This is a genomic window from Mucilaginibacter phenanthrenivorans (genome assembly GCF_024721155.1).
In the GTDB taxonomy this organism is placed as follows: domain Bacteria; phylum Bacteroidota; class Bacteroidia; order Sphingobacteriales; family Sphingobacteriaceae; genus Mucilaginibacter; species Mucilaginibacter phenanthrenivorans.
Genome location: NZ_JAHVAP010000007.1, coordinates 299,550 through 317,480, shown reverse-complemented (window position 1 = coordinate 317,480; position 17,931 = coordinate 299,550). Strand labels below are relative to the sequence as shown.

Here is a 17,931-nt window from a genome sequence, read left to right as displayed (position 1 = left end):
GTCCAAAGTTGAAGCTAAACATTCTTCATCCGAAATTAACAGAGCCTCCTATCGGGATCGAACCAATGACCTACTGATTACAAGTCAGTCGCTCTACCAGCTGAGCTAAGGAGGCTTAAATTTTCCCCTTCTTATTCCATCTGTCATTACTGACTTCGGAAATATTCCGGTTAATTAATTAGGCTGTATTTTTTTATTTTAAAGAACCAACCCTTTTAACAGCGAGAAGACATTTACATACCTCTCCGAAAGGGATTGCAAATTTACACATTTTTAGTCCTGAACAAAATTTATTTTCCAAAAAAAAATCGGCAGGCTGAAACCCACCGATTTACGTTAAAAATTAATATTTATTTAGCTTAAAACTCGTCTGTTACTGTTAGTAAAACTGCTTTTTTTGCAGCAGCATCAGCGGCTATTTTCTTTTGTTTATGCTTTTCAATCTGCTTTCTAAGGCTCTCGATCGCCAGGTCGGTAGCTTCTTCAAATGTTTTACATTGCTCTTTGGCGAATATTTGATTGCCCGGCAGCATCAGTTTAATCTCCGTTATTTTATTGGCCTCGTCTTCTACGTTTTCCAGTTTTAAGTAAACTTCACCGCTGATAATATGATCATAAAAGGTATCAAGCTTATCAGCCTTCTTCTGGATAAAATCCAATAATTTCTTGTCTGCATTAAAACGAATAGATTGCACTGTGATTTTCATGATTCCTCCTTTTTATGCCTTTGGATGGGCTTGTTTGTAAATTGACTTTAATCTTTCAACAGAATTGTGTGTATAAATTTGGGTAGCGCTTAGGTTAGCGTGCCCCAAAAGTTCTTTAATGGCGTTTAAGTCCGCGCCCCTGTTTAACAGGCTGGTTGCAAACGTATGGCGCAGCACATGCGGGCTTCTTTTGTTTTGGGTTGATATGTAGGATAGATACTTCTGCACTATTAAATAAATGAGCTTTGAATAAGCATTTGCTCCTTTATCTGTAACGATCAGGGTTAAGGAATTGTTACCGGAAAAATCCTGATTTTTCTTTAACTGCTGGTATTCAGCTAATAATAATTTCAGTTCGTGGTTCACCGGGATGATGCGCTCCTTATTGCGTTTACCCAATACCTTTATCGTTCCCTCATAAACATTTATATCGTTATCCTTAACGCCCAGGAGCTCAGAAAGCCGCATCCCTGTACCAAATAACATCTCGATAACCAACTTATCGCGCAGTCCTTTAAAATCGTGGCTGAACACTTCATTTTCATCAAGCATCTGCGACAACTTAACATCTTCAACTATTACCGGTAAGTTTTTTGGGATCTTCGGCGTGATGATCTTCGACGCAGGATTGATTTCTATCACTCCCTCCTGCAATAAAAATTTAAAATACTTGCGCAGCGTAGCGATTTTACGATTGATTGAACGGGCCATGATCTGGTCGTTCATTAGTTCAACCATCCAGTTTCTGATCTGGTAATGCGTAATTTGTGATGGATGCGTTATTTCGGGCGATGGCGCCGGAGTTTTACCTTCAGGGTTATTGATAAAGGCAATAAACTGGTCAAGGTCTGATTGATAGGCCGATACCGTATGCGGAGAGTACCGCTTTTCGAATTTAATATAACGGATAAAACGGGCTATAAACATAAAAACTACTTGTACATCCGAATGATGAATGTACAAATAGTTTTAATATATTGATAGAAAAATCGAAAATTCTTTTACAAGAATTAAACGGTTGTTTCTAAGTTCATATTTTGCTTGTAGATGGCGTGTTTAATTTCGTGACGACGGGTAATTGATTTTTTTTCAAATGCCTGGCGACTGCGAAGTTCTCTTAAAACACCTGTCTTTTCAAATTTCTTCTTGAAGCGTTTCAATGCTTTATCTAATGATTCGCCGTCTTTTACGTTAATAATGATCATAATTCCAAATACCTCCTTTCAGGGAGGGCAAAGCTAAGTATTTAATTTTGAATATTAAAGAGTGTTTTTGAAATAGTTATATTGGTTGATCAATACGGGCTTTTAGCTGTAGTAATGCCGGCAGGAAGTTGAAATATTGCTGCATCCAATTTCATCGGCTTTACCGATGTCGCTATAGTTTCAAGTGAGAATTGCGCATTATTTATGACCATTTTCAGCGGAATAGCATTTGCCATCGAAAGATAAGTAAACCAATTACCGAACTTATGGTTGGTGTACAGCTTACTGTCGACAGGTAATTTTGATGAAAAGTAATATTTCTGAACACCCGTTTTACAGTTCAATACCAATTCATCGCATTTGTACCCCAGTATATCGGCCACACCGACATGCAGCTCACTACTTAATACCGAATCAGGGTTAACTGCACAATCATTATAAAGCACCGCCTCTGAGCTCGAAAACTTGTTATAAAGCTTATTTTCTTTATTAATGTACAGCTGCCATAAAATCACGGAGCCATTCGTATCTGATTTGTAATCGCCGCCCTTAATGTAATAGTTCATGGTGCTGCCTACCATGGCAGTAAACTGATCGTCAGTTACATTGGGTAGTTTGCTTTTGCATTGGGTTTGATACACTACCTGGCCCTCAAAAGATTGAGCGAACGTGAACAGGCAGCAAACAGAAAGTAATAGGGTGATAAGGGTTTGTTTCATGTGCTAAAGATACAGATTGGAAGCTGCGTTTAAAACAGCATCCATATTTCAGCACGAAATTACCAAAACACCCGAATTTTGGAGCAAAAAAAAGACGGGCAGCAAACGCAACCCATCTTCATTCTGATAATTAAGAATAATGTCTTATTTATTTAACTGTTTTCCTTGCAGGGATCAAAGGAAGAACGATTACTGCTAAAAGGGCTGCTACTTCTAATACAACTAACATGATTGTGTTTTTTATGATTAATAATATATAATAATTAGGATTTTCCTGTACTGGGATCGACACAAAACATGCCATAACTTAAAATCATTTTTTGGGGCCAAAAATCATCAAAAACAAAATTTGCCTTATTTTATTTTTCTTGAAAAAATATCGGCTTACTTCAAAATATCGGGACATTTTCACCTCAAAAACAAAAAAAAGGCAAATTATTTCGGCAATAATTCTATTTTTTAGTAAAATCACGACTCCCGACGCGATAAAAACCTGCAAAATGCAAAAGTCGCGACAAAAACTGTGAAATCTAAAAATGATGATTGAGCAAAATAAAGTTTGAGATTTACGTAAGTGTAATTCAATCTTTTTGGCGATAGCTTATCCTCCCATTTATATTCAAAATGTAATTTTAGGGATCAGAAAAATATTTTTGTCAATTTGTCATAGAGCATGACACAGATATAAATAACTGGAAAAAGGCAACTAAAAAGCATGACAAAACACTGACAGATTTACAGTTTGGCAACTATACAATGCAAAGTCGCCTTTAAAATTAATTGGCATAGTGGGTTATGTTATGGGATCGTTATGGTATTGCGCCATAAAATATGATACTTTCGAAGTAACATTAACTCGCAAAGCAATAAGCACATCCCCGCTCCTCTGCACGGCCCACTGCCCAAACACCTGATGGTACAAGCTGAACACCCGGGAGCAAACCAGCCAGCCATTCCTTTTTCACTGTAGCAGCATCTTGTTTGGTCTTTTCAGCAATGGTTGCACTTAAACCGGTAAGCGCCATGTCGCAAACGCAAAACATTACGCCGCTATCCTGTAGTTGATTGATGCCGATAAGTATTTCGCCGGTAGGGCCCTTGTAAGTTCCAGGCTTGGGTTCCCAAAATGGATTGTGTGTTGCAGGAGCTTTAGTTTCCGCGTCATCTATTTTAAGATATTCGCCAAACTTATATTTTTCCCAAAGCTGGCTATTCATCGCATACGCCGCAGAAGTATGCCGCAATACAACAACTACGCCGCATTCTTCAGGTGGAGTGCCGGTTTTGCCATTAGTAGCCAAAAAGATCCGGGGCCATGCAAAGGGAAATATCCCGTGAGGCTGCGTTACATCGAAAACCATTTTGTGTTTTCCCTTAACCCTTTTAAACCACTCGTCAGCTTCAGAATCGTTCCGAGATGATAATCTTTCAGCTGCCGAAACAATTGCCGGCTTTGCAAAAATGCCGGCTCCTAACGCTGCCGCGCCTGTCAAAAACTGCCTCAAGAAACCGCGGCGTTCGCTTGATTGGGATTGATCCTTTTCCATGGAAGAAATTAAATTGATGGGATAATGAATATTAGTTATATACCTAAATGTAGGCATTTTATAATTAATACAAATCTTCCGGCAACAACCTAACTTATCAATTCCGCCGGCTATTTCAATACCTCGCGACTGATCACTATCTTTTGGATCTCACTTGTCCCCTCGCCTATTGTACATAGCTTAGCATCGCGATAGTACTTTTCTACCGGGAAATCTTTTGTGTAACCGTAGCCACCGAAAATTTGAATAGCTTCTGTTGCTGTGCGCACCGCTACTTCAGATGCGAAGTATTTGGCCATAGCCGATTGCTTGGTTACCGGCAGGTGCCTGTTCTTTAAATCAGCTGCCTGCATGATTAATAATTCTGACGCTTCAATTTCAGTCGCCATATCTGCCAGCTTAAACGCTATCCCCTGGAAATTACTGATCGGTTGACCAAATTGTTTGCGTTCCTTTGAATAAGCCACGGCTGCTTCAAAAGCACCTTTAGCGATACCCAGCGATAATGCCGCTATAGAGATGCGCCCGCCATCCAATACCTTCATGGCCTGTTTAAAGCCTTCGCCCTCCACGCCTAAAAGGTTTTCCTTTGGTACGCGACAGTTATCAAATATCAGTTCGGTAGTTTCGGATGCGCGCATACCCAACTTATTTTCCTTTTTACCGTGGGTGAAGCCCGGGGTTCCCTTTTCAATAACCAGGGCCGAGATTCCTTTTGAATCACCCTTTTCGCCGGTCCGAACCATCACAACTGCTACGTTGCCCGATTTACCATGCGTGATCCAGTTTTTAGAACCGTTTACGACATAATGGTCACCATCTAATACCGCAGTAGTATTCATACCCAATGCATCTGAGCCGGTATTGGCTTCGGTTAGTCCCCATGCCCCTATCCATTCTGCAGTGGCCAATTTAGGCAACCAGCGGTGCTTCTGCTCCTCATTGCCAAACGCCAGGATATGACCTGTACATAATGAATTATGCGCCGCCACTGATAAACCTATAGAACCACATACTTTGGCTATTTCAACAATAACAGTTACATATTCAAAGTACCCGAAACCAGAACCACCATATTCCTCCGGAACAAATACGCTCATCATCCCCAGCTCGCCTAACTTCTTAAACAGCTCAATCGGAAAGTGCTGTGCTTCGTCCCATTCCATTACATGGGGGCGAATATGCTTTTCGGCAAAATCTTTGGCCATCTGGCCTATCATTTTTTGATTGTCGTTTATAGAGAAATCATACCCGGCGGGTATATCGGTAAGTAAGGAATCCATGTGTTTACAATTGATTTACAGTCAAAGTAACGCAATAAATTATGCAATAGTTTGGTATTTGCCAGCTACGAAAAGGGACACATTTGGTATACGGTATAAATTGTGGGTTTAGCTGTCGGCGTGGGGTTTATCAGCTAAGAAATAATGAAAATTATTTTGCGACATCCTCAATACTCCGCCAACACCACCACCTTATTACAAACCGGTGTCAACCGCTCCATCCCATTCAAAAACCCCAATTCCACCACAAAGGAAAATCCGGCAACCACTCCACCCATTTCCTGTATCAACTCGCTTGCGGCCAACGCGGTCCCTCCGGTTGCCAGCAGGTCGTCATGAATTAAAATATGTTGACCGGGTTCAAATGCATCGGTGTGCAGTTCAATAGTAGCAGTACCATATTCCAGTTTATAGGCCTTTTGTTTAATGGTAAAGGGCAGCTTTCCTGCCTTGCGTACAGGAACGAATGGAATTCCAAGTTTGGTAGCAAGGGATAATCCAAACAAGAACCCCCGACTTTCAATACCCGCAATGGCATCTATGCGGGTATCTTTTAATTGGTCTGCAAAGGCTTCCACTATGTTTTCGCATAACTGCGGATCTTTTAATATAGGCGTTATATCTTTAAAGATGATCCCCGGCTTTGGGAAATCAGGAATATCACGAATGGCCGATTTTATTTGCTGCGCTATCATTTAAAACTTATATATGGTTCAATTTTACGTAAAATTCCATCATCAAGCAGTACAATATTTTTCAGATCGTCTATGGATGTGTAATTGCCATGCTGCTCGCGATATTCTATAATTGCATTTACCTGTTTGTAGCTGAAATAGGGGAATAACCGGAGTTGATCAAACGAAATGGTGTTTATCGCTATCTTATTGATCTTAGCGGCATTTACTGTCACTTGTTTTTTGATCTCATCATATTTCAGGGAGTCGATACCGTAAACCTCCTTTAATTGCTCCTTTTTATAAAAGCCCCCCAGCCTTGTCCTGTATCTTACTATTCTTATGGCAAATGAACCGCCTATTCCGCTCAGTTCAGTAAGTTTTGCAGAATCCGCTGTGTTTAGTTCAATAACTTCACCAGTCTTGATCTTCTTTGAAAAATGTTCCGTTTCCGGGATCTCGATAAACGGTTCCAGTCTTTTATAGTCGTCAGCCGTGAGCGCATAGATTTTTTTTACATCTTCCTTAGTATAAAACCTGCCGCCTTTATCTACGTAATGTTTTATTACTTCGGCCTGGTGCTCACTGAGTCCGAGTTGCTTCCATTGAACTATAGTGAGCTTATTAGGATTAAAAGGGAACATAACCGGCTTTGCAAGCTTTTCACCGGATGCCGTACTATCGGCATTAAATCCCACCTTTCCGCCCGCTTTGTTTATTTGCGCAACTGCTTTATCAAACTCTTTAAAATTTATTGTATTATCTTTGCGGAACAATTGATAAACATAGGGCGAAGCCAGTACCAATGCAATCAAAACGACAAGGATCACCAAACCATTCCATTCTTTTTTGGTTATCGACAGGTAATTTTTTATCCGCGTTTTCATTTAAAGGTTTATCAGCGTTAAATTAAATAATTTTTCAGGACATTTATTCCCTTAACGACAGGGTTTATTTTATAGATATGAAGGTAATTACCACAGAAGAGTTCGCCAAAGCCACCAAGCTGGATAAGCTAAGGATGCCTGGCCTGGCAGCTATATTGATGGAATTAATGAAAATTAACCAGGTGAACGACCTGTTTGCCCAGGCTCAACCCAAGGTGGGCCCCGAATTTGTGGATGCTATTTTAGCGGGCTGCGGCATTGAAGTAGAATTTGACGAAAAGGATTTACGGAATATTCCTAAGGAAGGCAGTTTTATTGCTATTGCTAATCATCCTTACGGAGGCATAGAAGGCATGGTATTGTTAAAGATGCTTTGCATGGTGAGGCCTGACGCCAAGCTGATGGCTAATTTCCTGCTGAAAAAGATCCCCAACCTTGCAGATTACTTTATCGCAGTAAATCCGTTTGAGAACGTAGAGCATTCTTCAAGCATCAGTGGCTTAAAAAACACTTTAGAATTATTAGCTAACGGAACACCTATCGGGATCTTCCCTGCAGGTGAAGTATCAACTTTTAAGGTGGATAAAAAGGAAGTGACCGACCGTTTATGGCACCCGGTTGTAGGTAAGATAATCGCGAAAGCAAAAGTGCCCGTAGTCCCAATCTATTTCCACGGAAATAACGGATTGCTGTTTAACTTACTAAGTTTAATCCACCCGGCCTTACGCACCGCTAAGTTGCCGTCTGAATTATTCAACAAAAGTGGTCACACTATAAAATTAAGGATCGGTAAACCAATTAATGTAACCGATATACCCGATTACGCCAACAGCGCCAAATTGCTAAATTATTTAAGGGCACGCACCTATGCCTTAGGGACTGGCCTTGAGGATGAAAAGAAAATATTCAACCCACGCAACCTGTTCAAGGTAAAAAAGGAACCTGTAGAAATTGCTCCGGAAATTAAAGGTGAGATCCTTGAAAAGGAAATTGAGCCGCTAAGAAAGGACTACCGGATTTGGGTTGAGAAAAACTATGAGGTGTACATTGCGCCAACCACTTTGATCCCTAACACCATCCGCGAGATCGGCAGGCTGCGTGAAGTAACATTCAGAGAAATTGGCGAGGGAACCAATAAGGCGTTCGACCTTGATGAATATGATATTTATTACCACCACCTTTTTATATGGGATACGGAAGCCAGGATGCTGGTAGGTGCATACCGCATAGGCCTGGGCGACGAGATCTTTTATAGCATCGGCAAAAAAGGTTTTTACGTTTCCGAGCTATTCAAGATCAAATCGCAATTTACCCCGATACTTAAAAAAAGCATAGAGCTTGGCCGCTCATGGGTCCGTAAGGAATACCAGCAAAAGCCATTGCCATTGTTTTTACTTTGGAAGGGGATCCTGAAATACCTGGTAGAGAACCCACGCTACCGCTATTTAATAGGGCCGGTAAGCATCAGCAATTCGTTTTCTAACTTCTCCAAATCACTTATTGTCGATTATATTAACCGCAACCACTTTGATGAAGAAATGGCGCAGTATGTAAAGCCGCGTAAAAAGTTCAAGGTTGATCTGGGCTCAATCGATACTGACCTGCTAATGTCGGGTGAGGATAGTTTTAAGGGATTGGATAACCTGATCTCGGAAGTGGAAACCAGGAGCTTAAAGGTGCCTGTATTGCTTCGTCAATATATTGGGCTAAATGCAAAGATCATTTGCTTCAATATCGATCCTAAATTTGCTGATTGCCTGGATGGTTTCCTGGTACTTGACCTCGAGAAAATACCACAGGAGATGTTGGATAAATTGGGGAAGAACTTTTAGAAGTTAAGAGCCAGGAATCAAGAAGACAGACAGACAGAGAGAAGAGTTAAGAAAATAAGAATCAAGATTAAAAATACCTTGACAAGAACTACTAATGTGAATTGACGTTTAGTTGTGAGTCAAAAGTATTAAGTTCTGAGTCAGGGAAAAGATAAAATCTGACTTAAAATTATCTTTCTGTTTCTTTTTTCCTAATACCTTATAGAATACTTCTTCAATATAAAATGGAGCAGCCATATCGGGCCAATAAGCAGAAATTTAAGATCATCTAAAAACGAAGGCTTTTTTCCTTCAATTTTGTGCCCTATAAATTGCCCTATCCATGACAGTACAAAAATAACAAGAGATATTTCCCACAAGGCGGGGCCACCTGTTTTATGCCATTGGTCAAGCTCACTAATTCCATAGCTAAATCCAAACAATATCAGCAACATTAAATAGGAAAGTACCGGCGACAGTTTAATGTAGTAATAAACACTGAAGGCCAGTAAAAATGAAGCCCAGTTAAAATACCCATTATATTGCCCTAAAAATTTAATATAAGGAAAAGGAATTGACCAGATCAATCCAAATAAACTAAATACAATAAGTGGCACGCAGATCCAATGGATCAGTTTATTTGTAGGGTTTTGATGGCTCTCGGCGTATTTATCAAAATAAACATCAACAGGCCTTGCTTCAGCAACTGTTTTTGTTGAAGAAGAAGATCCACTCTTGTTGCTGCTATTTTTATTTGTCGCCATTATAAAAGCCCTCCTTTTTCAAAGAGGGCTGTATTAATTTTTATTTAATTATTTAGCAAAAGCCACCGATCTTGTTTCCCGGATAACGGTAACCTTGATCTGGCCCGGATAGGTCATTTCAGTTTGGATGCGGTTTGAAATATCAGCCGCTAAAACTTCTGACTGTGCATCACTGATCTTTTCGCTTTCAACAACTACACGCAACTCGCGGCCAGCCTGGATAGCAAAGGTTTTTTCAACCCCCGGATACGACAATGCAAGCTCTTCCAGCTCTTTTAAACGCTTGATGTAGCTTTCAACCACCTCGCGGCGCGCACCTGGCCTTGCGCCTGATATAGCGTCACAAACCTGGATGATCGGCGATAACATGGATGTCATCTCCACTTCATCGTGGTGGGCTCCTATAGCGTTGCAAACTTCAGGATGTTCCTTATATTTTTCAGCAAGCTGCATCCCTAAAATAGCGTGTGGCAATTCCGGGTTGTCATCAGGTACCTTACCAATATCATGCAGTAAACCCGCACGTTTTGCAAGTTTCACGTTCAAACCTAATTCTGCCGCCATAGTAGCACAGAAATTAGCTACCTCACGGGAGTGCTGCAACAGGTTTTGACCATAAGATGAGCGGTAACGCATCCTGCCAACCATACGGATCAGCTCAGGGTGCAAACCGCTAATTCCTAAGTCGATCACGGTACGCTCGCCTATTTCAACTATTTCTTCTTCAATTTGCTTCCTGGTTTTGGCAACAACCTCTTCGATACGTGCCGGGTGGATGCGTCCGTCCGTCACCAGGCGGTGCATAGCCAGACGGGCAATCTCCCTGCGGACAGGGTCGAAACCTGAAAGAATGATTGCTTCCGGGGTATCATCAACAATAATTTCAATGCCGGTAGCAGCTTCCAGCGCACGGATATTACGACCTTCACGACCGATGATCCTGCCTTTTATTTCATCATTTTCGATATTGAAAATTGAAACTGTATTCTCGATAGCTGCTTCCGTAGCCGTACGTTGAATAGTCTGGATAACTATCTTCTTAGCTTCTTTGGTAGCGGTTAGCTTGGCTTCGTCAACAATATCTTTTATCTGCGCCATTGCCTTGCTGCGTGCTTCTTCGCGCAGGTTATCGATCAGTTGGTTTTTGGCATCTTCGGCAGATAACCCTGCAATGGTTTCCAACTGCTGCACGTGTGAGTTTTTCAACACTTCAACATCCTCTTGTTTTTTAAGAACAATTTCAGTTTGCTTTTCTAAATTCTTACGAAGATTATCCAGCTCACTATCCTTGCGGTTCTGGTTTTCCAGGCGCTGGTTTAATGATTGTTCTTTTTGTTTGATGCCATTTTCGCGCTGATTGATCGTATTATTTTTTTCATTGATCTGCTGCTCGTGCTCGGCCTTCATCTGTAAAAACTTCTCCTTCGCTTCCAGCAGCCTATTCTTTTTCAGGATCTCGGCATCATTTTCAGCATCCTTCAGGATCTTTTTTACTTTGGTTTGTGCTGCGACCTCCTGGTCTTTAAACAGCTTTTTCAGTAAGAAACGCCCCAGGATGAAACCCGGCAGCCCCCCTATCAACACTCCGATGATAAGGTATAATATGGTTGTACTCATGTCTATAATTGGTATATAATAAAAAAAACCGCAACTAATATTTAAGTTTCATGTATTTAAAACCTCGTTAAGTTACGAATCCCGGGTTACCATTAACCGTACGATTAATGCATACCTCTTCGATCCGTTCATATTGAAGCGTTAAGTTTTTAATAGTGAAACTTAAAATTTAACTGCGGTTAAATCTTAATTGCTCTGTTTATGTTAAAGAACGCTTATTGCTTTGAAAAAAATTCTGATAATAAATAGTCCAACTGGTACACCTTTTCCGTCACTTCCGTATCTTCCGTTGTAACCTTCATATCGGCCTTTAATGATGATGTTGCATAGTGCAACACGCACATTGAAAGCAAATCCTGTTTATCCCTTACTGCATAATTCTCCTGATATTCCTTTATCCGGTCATTAATCAGCTTGGCTGCTCGTCGTATTATTTCTTCCTCTTCCATGTTTACCTTTAAGGGGTAAACTCTGTCAGCAATATTTATTTTAATAGAGATTTCTCCCATTTGAGCTTTTCACTTTTGTATTATTTCTTCAATAATACAATACACTTATCTATTTCCTGCACAAATTCGTTAATTTTTTGCTTTATGTCAAGACTTTTTTCATTTGTTTCTGAAAACGACTTCGCCATCTTCAATGCGCGGAGCTTTTCATCAAGCTCCTTTGTCTTATTTTTGCTGGCATCAAGGGCTACCGAAAGCGCCTCGCTCTCCAGTTTCAATAAGTCGTTTTCCTCCTGCAAAGCAGCACAAAGCTCAATTAAGCGCTCCGTTCTTTCTACAATTGTATTTAATTGCTCTGCTAAGGCCATGTGTTTTAATTGGTGATTTTGTGAATAACTGAATTAGTGATTTATTTAATTATTTAATAAAATATTTAGTTAATGTTACTTATTGATTAAATCTTTAACAGGTGGAAATATATTGATTAATTTTTAATATCCCATCAAACGCAATCACTAATTCACTAACTCGCTAATTCACTAACTACTTCCTAATCTCCGCTCCTGCTTCTTTTCCCAAGTTGTAAATTAACTTTTGCATAATGCTGTCGATAGCTTTATCGGTCAGCGTTTTTTCACTATCCTGGATGATGAAGCTTAACGCATACGACTTCTTGCCTGCAGGCAGCTTGTCACCCTCGTACACGTCGAATACACTTACCTCCTGCAACAGCTTACGTTCTGTCCGTTCGGCTATTTGCTTCAGCTGGCCAAACGTTACCGCTTTATCGATTAGCATAGAAAGATCACGCCTTACCGCCGGAAATTTCGATACATCCTGGAAGATGATCTTGTTCTTACGAACAGCATTTAAGATCAGATCGAAATTAAAATCGGCACAAAAAACTTCCTTATCCATATCCACCTTTTTCAAGGCTTCTACCGCTACCTTGCCGAACTTAACCAGTTGCTTTCCATTACGACTGTATTGCATCCCCCATGCAAGTTTTTTGCAGGTTGATTCTTCAAGTGTCAGGTCGCTGATGTTTAGTTTGGTGATGATACCATCAACAATAGCCTTTAGGTTATAGAAAGATACCGTTTTGGCTTTTTGGTTCCATTGTTCCGGCTTGTCGATACCTGATATAAACAGGGCAAACCTTTGGGTTTCCGAATACTTATCTTCATTAACCTCGTACACCTTACCAAACTCGTACAGCTTCAAATCAGCATTACGGCGATTGGTGTTATAGGCAATGGCTTCCAGCCCCGAGTAAATCAGCGTTTGGCGCATTACGTCCAAATCACTACTTAGCGGGTTCAGGATCTTAACCGCTTTATCCAGGTTTGATGAATAAGCAGATTTGGTTAGCGAGTTCGACATGATCTCATTAAAACCATTGGCGCTCAGCATGTCGGAGATCAGGTTTTGAACGGTATCCTTCTCAGGTCTTATAGATGTATTTAACGAAGCCCTGATCTGGGTTGGGATTTCTATGTTGTTGTAACCGTAGATGCGTAGGATCTCTTCTACAATGTCAACCTCGCGGGTAATATCCACACGGTATGGCGGCACTTTTAATGAAAGCCCCTCTCCTGTTTCGCCAACTATCTGGATGTCTAAAGCGGTAAGGATTCCCTTGATCTCGCCATGCGGAATTTCCTTGCCGATGAGCCTGTGGATATTTTTATAGGTAACTTCTATCTCGAACGGCGCAACCGGGTTTGGATAATGATCCGAAATTTCTGACGAGATACTTCCGCCTGCAATTTCCTTGATCAACAAGGCAGCACGTTTTAAGGCGAACACGGTCATATCCGGATCGGTACCGCGCTCAAACCTAAACGATGCATCTGTTTTTAACCCATGGCGTTTGGATGTTTTACGAACCGAAACCGCGTTAAAATAAGCGCTCTCCAGGAAGATATTTTTTGTAGATGCCTTAACGCCTGAATCCGCACCACCGAAAACACCGGCTATGCACATCGGTACTTCAGCATTGCCAATCATCAAATCATCGGCGCTTAACTTGCGCTCTACATCGTCTAAAGTCTTGAATAAAGTTCCTTCGGGATAGTTTTTTACTACAACAGTATCGCCGGTAATCGCGTCCGCATCAAAAGCATGCAGCGGCTGACCAAGGTCATGCAGTACATAGTTAGTCGCGTCAACAATGTTATTGATAGAACGGATGCCGATAACCGCCAACCTTTCTTTTAACCACTTTGGTGATTCCTTAACTTCAACACCTGATATGGTAACACCTGAATACCTCGGGCTTGCAGCTTCATTTTCCACCACAACCTTGATAGTCCTGCTGGTATTATCCACCTTAAATGCCGAAACATCCGGCCTTTTAACGGCGATCTTTAAAAACGCGGCAATATCCCTTGCCGTACCTAAATGCGAAGTAGCGTCGGCGCGGTTTGGCGTAAGGCCTATCTCGTAAAGGTAATCGTCGTTTAGTTTAAAGTAGTCTTTGGCAAAAGTGCCGATGGCTGCATCAGCGTCGAGCACCATAATGCCGGCATGGTCGGTACCTAAACCTATTTCATCCTCGGCGCAGATCATTCCTTCGGATACCTCGCCCCTTATTTTTGATTTGTTAATTTTAAATGGCTCGCCTACGGTTGGGTATACGGTTGTGCCAACGGTAGCCACCACTACCTTTTGCCCGGCATCAACATTATGTGCGCCGCAAACAATTTGCAGGTCCTCTCCTGTGCCTACGTCAACTTTGGTGATGCTGAGCCTGTCGGCATTGGGATGCTGGGCGCGTTCCTTCACGTAGCCGATCACTAATCCCTCAAGCCCGCCGGGAATAGCCTGCACTTTTTCGAGGCTCTCCACCTCCAAACCGGTGCCGGTTAAAATGGTCGAGATCTCTTGAGGAGTTTTATCTGTATCAATAAATTCCTTAAGCCAATTATACGATATCTTCATTATAGCGAAATGATAATCGGCAAAGATAGGATTTGGCGCGGAAAGGCGAAAGGTGAAAGTAGCGAAAAGCAGAAAGCTTAAAGCGAAAGAAAAAGAGAAGCTAAAAGCAGAAAGCCTAAAGCGGAAAGAAAAAAAGGAATAACCAATAAATACATAATGCAAAACGGCTTTAGGCTTTTGCCTTTTTGCTTTAAGCTTCTTTTAAGGCAGATTCTTTTAAGGCAGAAAGGCAACAGCTTTAAGCTTTCACCTTTCTGCTTTAAGCTCTATTTATTCGTCATCACCCGTATCCGTGTCACCATCTTCACCTAAATTGAGGGTAAAGGAAGCTTCGGCGGCATCGTAGGCGCGTTTTAGTTTATCGGGATCAGCGTAATCAACTGTATCGCCGGATTCCGGCAAATCATCCAAACCGTTTGAATGTACGTCTTTCTGGCTTTGCTGATCGTCAGATTCATTGTTTTCTGAATCATCAATAGGGATCTGGTTATCTGGAGTTATCATAGCTTTAGAAATTTGTTTAAAGATAACGTTATTATTTAACGGTTGTTTCAGAAAAAGTGAAAGAGCTAACTACAGCGTCATTGCGAGGAACGAAGCAAACTCTACGCTTGCTGATCAAGGAACAACGGTATTGTGGCTACCATTCAGCCGCTGTAAGGTCTCGTCAGTATAAAGGTCCGTGATTGTCCTTAGCAGAGGTTGCTTCGTTCCTCGCAATGACGCGATAGAGAGAATCCAGCTCAAAAAAGCCCCTCATCCGCCATGCTATAAAACCCTTTATCCGTCACTATCAAATGGTCAAGCACTTTGATATCCAACAGCCTTCCTGCTTCAACTAATTTTTTGGTGAGATGAATATCTTCATGGCTCGGCTTTAAATTGCCCGACGGATGGTTATGCAGCAAAAAAACGTTCGTTGCCTTGTGTTGCAATGCCAACCCGAATATGATCTTCGGGTCGACGACCGTAGCTGCAAGTCCGCCTTTGCTAACGAGTTCTTTGGCAATGAGCTTCGATGATCGGCTGGTGAGCACAATCCAGAATTCTTCGTGGTTAAGATCGATGAAGTGACGCTTCATGATGTTGTAGGTATCCCTGCTGCTGCCGATATGTTCGGGCGATGCGCTTTCGGTTTCGCTTCTCCGCCTGCCGATTTCAAGGGCGGCTATGATAGAGATGGCTTTAGCTTCGCCGATGCCTTTAAAGTTGGAGAGCTCAGCAATGGAGGCTTTGCCGAGCTTGTTCAGGTCGTTACCATAATGGTGCAGAATACGCTTGCTCAACTCCACCGCGGTTTCATCACGACTACCCGAGCCTATCAATATCGCAATCAGCTCAGCATCGGTTAAGGCACGCCTGCCCTGCCCGCTCAGCTTTTCACGCGGCCGGTCTTCTTCCGCCCATGATTTGATCCCGATTTTGGTGTCGTAATTGTTCACGAGGTTAAATTAAAAAAGATTTTTCGTTTCACCACGCGCCAATTATAAAACGCGTCATTGCGAGGAACGAAGCAACCCCTGAGCTATACAGATCAAGGAACGGAGATATTGTGGCAACCGATCAGCGGCTGCAAGGTCCCTCCAAAACAAGGAAAACTGATTGTCCTTTGTAGAGTTTGCTTCGTTCCTCGCAATGACGCAAAAAAAAACGGGTTAAGCCAACAAATTCTTCCAGCTCACCATATCACCCAAAATCTTTTCCAGTTCAGCAGCGTCAACGCGTTCCTGCTTCATGGTATCGCGATAGCGGATGGTTACTGTGTTATCCTCCAAAGTTTGGTGATCCACAGTAACACAAATTGGTGTTCCTATGGCATCCTGGCGGCGGTAGCGTTTACCGATGGCGTCCTTTTCTTCGTATTGCAGGTTGAAGTCAAGCTTCAGCTTGTCCATTATCTCACGGGCCTTTTCAGGTAGGCCATCTTTCTTAATCAGCGGGAAAATGGCGGCTTTAACCGGGGCCAGGCAAGGGTGCAGGCGCAACACGGTGCGGCTATCCTGTTTTTCTTCGGTGCTCAAATCTTCTTCTTCAAAGGCGTTGATCATCGTTAATAAAAACATCCTGTCTAAACCAATAGAAGTTTCGATAACGTAAGGGATGTAGTTACCATATGGCTTCTCTGTAGCTGGATCAATCTCCGGATCGAAGTACTGCATTTTTTTGTTGCTGAACTTTTGGTGCTGGCTCAAATCAAAATCGGTACGACTGTGGATCCCCTCAACTTCCTTAAAGCCAAACGGAAATTCAAATTCAATATCATAAGCAGCATCAGCGTAATGCGCCAGCTTGGTATGTTCGTGGTAACGGTATTTTTCGGGAGCGGTACCTAAGGCAAGGTGCCATTTCAAACGGGTTTCCTTCCATTTGTTAAACCACTCCTTTTGTGTGCCAGGGCGAACGAAGAATTGCATCTCCATCTGTTCAAACTCGCGCATGCGGATAATGAACTGGCGGGCAATCACCTCGTTACGGAAAGCCTTACCAATCTGTGCAATCCCAAATGGAATTTTCATCCTGCCTGATTTCTGCACGTTCAGGTAGTTCACAAAGATTCCCTGCGCAGTTTCCGGGCGAAGGTAAACCAGGTCGGCATCATCAGCCACGGCGCCCATCTGGGTGCTGAACATCAGGTTAAACTGGCGAACGTCCGTCCAGTTACGGGTGCCGCTTACCGGGTCAGCAATTTCGTGTGCTAAAATTAAATCCTTTAAGCCGACAAGGTTTTCCATTTTCAAAGCCTCATCCAATTCCTCCTGCAGTAATTCAGCCTTATCGGTTTTTCCGTCTTTTTTATAACGCTCAATCTTATCTTCCAATAACTGATCGGCACGGTAACGCTTGTTGGAATCCTTATTATCGATCATCGGGTCGCTAAAACCTGCAACGTGACCGCTGGCCTCCCAGATCTTCGGGTGCATAAATATGGCAGAATCAATCCCGACAATATTCTCATTCATCTGCACCATGGCCTTCCACCAATAGGTTTTGATGTTGTTCTTCAGCTCCGAGCCAAATTGCCCGTAGTCGTAAACGGCGCTCAGGCCATCATAAATTTCACTGCTCTGAAAAACAAAGCCGTATTCTTTAGCGTGCGATATAACGTTTTTAAAAAGTTCGTCGGTTGATTTGCTCATAATAGCGCAAAGATATGTTTTGATTTCGGATGTCGGAATTTCGATTTCGGAATTTTTCATTTGAAACTTATGAAGAATCGAAAAGAGGAAAAAGTTATTTAAAGTTTACACCCCACCTGTTAAATGATGTTAAACAATTCATCTGCAATGTTTTCTTTGTTATTTTTGGGTAGATATCTTAACCGGGC

The 17,931-nt window shown here is 41.9% G+C and carries 17 protein-coding genes and 1 tRNA gene; 1 reads left to right on the top strand and 17 read right to left on the bottom strand.

The window, feature by feature from the left end; translation table 11 throughout:
- Nucleotides 1-42 precede the first annotated feature (42 nt).
- The 9 genes from KXD93_RS18770 to KXD93_RS18730 form a co-directional block, all read right to left on the bottom strand.
- A tRNA-Thr gene (locus tag KXD93_RS18770) sits at nucleotides 43-115 on the bottom strand.
- 244 nt (nucleotides 116-359) lie between these two features.
- Nucleotides 360-707: a ribosome hibernation-promoting factor, HPF/YfiA family gene (hpf, locus tag KXD93_RS18765; RefSeq protein WP_258138884.1), complete on the bottom strand. Its 348-nt coding sequence runs from the start codon at nucleotides 705-707 to the stop codon at nucleotides 360-362.
- Between the two features lie 12 nt (nucleotides 708-719).
- The gene (locus KXD93_RS18760) at nucleotides 720-1,670 is read right to left on the bottom strand and encodes a tyrosine-type recombinase/integrase (protein WP_308726294.1); all 951 of its coding nucleotides are present in this window, start codon (nucleotides 1,668-1,670) and stop codon (nucleotides 720-722) included.
- 47 nt (nucleotides 1,671-1,717) lie between these two features.
- Nucleotides 1,718-1,912 (bottom strand): 30S ribosomal protein S21, encoded by a 195-nt coding sequence (gene rpsU / locus KXD93_RS18755; protein ID WP_067059690.1) that lies wholly within the window; start codon nucleotides 1,910-1,912, stop codon nucleotides 1,718-1,720.
- 89 nt (nucleotides 1,913-2,001) lie between these two features.
- On the bottom strand, nucleotides 2,002-2,631 hold the full coding sequence (locus KXD93_RS18750; protein WP_258138883.1) for a DUF4412 domain-containing protein: 630 nt from the start codon (nucleotides 2,629-2,631) through the stop codon (nucleotides 2,002-2,004).
- An 851-nt stretch (nucleotides 2,632-3,482) separates the two neighbouring features.
- Nucleotides 3,483-4,178, bottom strand: coding sequence for a hypothetical protein (locus KXD93_RS18745; protein ID WP_258138882.1), 696 nt, complete (start codon nucleotides 4,176-4,178; stop codon nucleotides 3,483-3,485).
- Between the two features lie 110 nt (nucleotides 4,179-4,288).
- Nucleotides 4,289-5,461, bottom strand: coding sequence for an acyl-CoA dehydrogenase (locus KXD93_RS18740; RefSeq protein WP_258138881.1), 1,173 nt, complete (start codon nucleotides 5,459-5,461; stop codon nucleotides 4,289-4,291).
- A 167-nt stretch (nucleotides 5,462-5,628) separates the two neighbouring features.
- On the bottom strand, nucleotides 5,629-6,156 hold the full coding sequence (locus tag KXD93_RS18735; RefSeq protein ID WP_258138879.1) for an adenine phosphoribosyltransferase: 528 nt from the start codon (nucleotides 6,154-6,156) through the stop codon (nucleotides 5,629-5,631).
- A complete protein-coding gene (locus KXD93_RS18730; protein WP_258138878.1) occupies nucleotides 6,153-7,022 on the bottom strand; it encodes a helix-hairpin-helix domain-containing protein in 870 nt (289 codons plus the stop codon). The genes KXD93_RS18735 and KXD93_RS18730 overlap by 4 nt, the downstream gene beginning before the upstream one ends.
- A 77-nt stretch (nucleotides 7,023-7,099) precedes the next feature.
- On the opposite strand from KXD93_RS18730, the gene KXD93_RS18725 reads away from it, so the two are divergent.
- Nucleotides 7,100-8,854 carry a bifunctional lysophospholipid acyltransferase family protein/GNAT family N-acetyltransferase gene (locus KXD93_RS18725; RefSeq protein WP_258138877.1) on the top strand — a complete coding sequence of 585 codons (1,755 nt, stop codon included), beginning with the start codon at nucleotides 7,100-7,102 and terminating at the stop codon, nucleotides 8,852-8,854.
- Between the two features lie 191 nt (nucleotides 8,855-9,045).
- Here the strand turns inward: KXD93_RS18725 and KXD93_RS18720 are convergent, their stop codons facing one another.
- The 8 genes from KXD93_RS18720 to KXD93_RS18685 all read right to left on the bottom strand — a co-directional run bounded on the left by KXD93_RS18720 (nucleotide 9,046) and on the right by KXD93_RS18685 (nucleotide 17,743).
- Nucleotides 9,046-9,597 carry an Mpo1 family 2-hydroxy fatty acid dioxygenase gene (locus KXD93_RS18720; RefSeq protein WP_258138876.1) on the bottom strand — a complete coding sequence of 184 codons (552 nt, stop codon included), beginning with the start codon at nucleotides 9,595-9,597 and terminating at the stop codon, nucleotides 9,046-9,048.
- A gap of 48 nt (nucleotides 9,598-9,645) precedes the next feature.
- Nucleotides 9,646-11,214, bottom strand: a complete 1,569-nt coding sequence (gene rny / locus KXD93_RS18715; RefSeq protein WP_258138875.1) for a ribonuclease Y — start codon at nucleotides 11,212-11,214, stop codon at nucleotides 9,646-9,648.
- A 215-nt stretch (nucleotides 11,215-11,429) separates the two neighbouring features.
- Entirely contained in the window at nucleotides 11,430-11,723 is a 294-nt protein-coding gene (locus KXD93_RS18710) for a cell division protein ZapA (RefSeq protein ID WP_258138874.1), read from the bottom strand.
- A 20-nt stretch (nucleotides 11,724-11,743) separates the two neighbouring features.
- Nucleotides 11,744-12,031: a coiled-coil domain-containing protein gene (locus tag KXD93_RS18705; RefSeq protein WP_073405404.1), complete on the bottom strand. Its 288-nt coding sequence runs from the start codon at nucleotides 12,029-12,031 to the stop codon at nucleotides 11,744-11,746.
- A 175-nt stretch (nucleotides 12,032-12,206) separates the two neighbouring features.
- The gene (gene pheT / locus KXD93_RS18700; protein ID WP_258138873.1) at nucleotides 12,207-14,606 is read right to left on the bottom strand and encodes a phenylalanine--tRNA ligase subunit beta; all 2,400 of its coding nucleotides are present in this window, start codon (nucleotides 14,604-14,606) and stop codon (nucleotides 12,207-12,209) included.
- Between the two features lie 270 nt (nucleotides 14,607-14,876).
- Entirely contained in the window at nucleotides 14,877-15,110 is a 234-nt protein-coding gene (locus tag KXD93_RS18695; RefSeq protein WP_258138872.1) for a hypothetical protein, read from the bottom strand.
- A 239-nt stretch (nucleotides 15,111-15,349) separates the two neighbouring features.
- A complete protein-coding gene (gene radC, locus KXD93_RS18690) occupies nucleotides 15,350-16,048 on the bottom strand; it encodes a RadC family protein (RefSeq protein WP_258138871.1) in 699 nt (232 codons plus the stop codon).
- A 213-nt stretch (nucleotides 16,049-16,261) separates the two neighbouring features.
- Entirely contained in the window at nucleotides 16,262-17,743 is a 1,482-nt protein-coding gene (locus KXD93_RS18685) for a glycine--tRNA ligase (protein ID WP_258138870.1), read from the bottom strand.
- Between the last annotated feature and the right edge of the window lie 188 nt (nucleotides 17,744-17,931).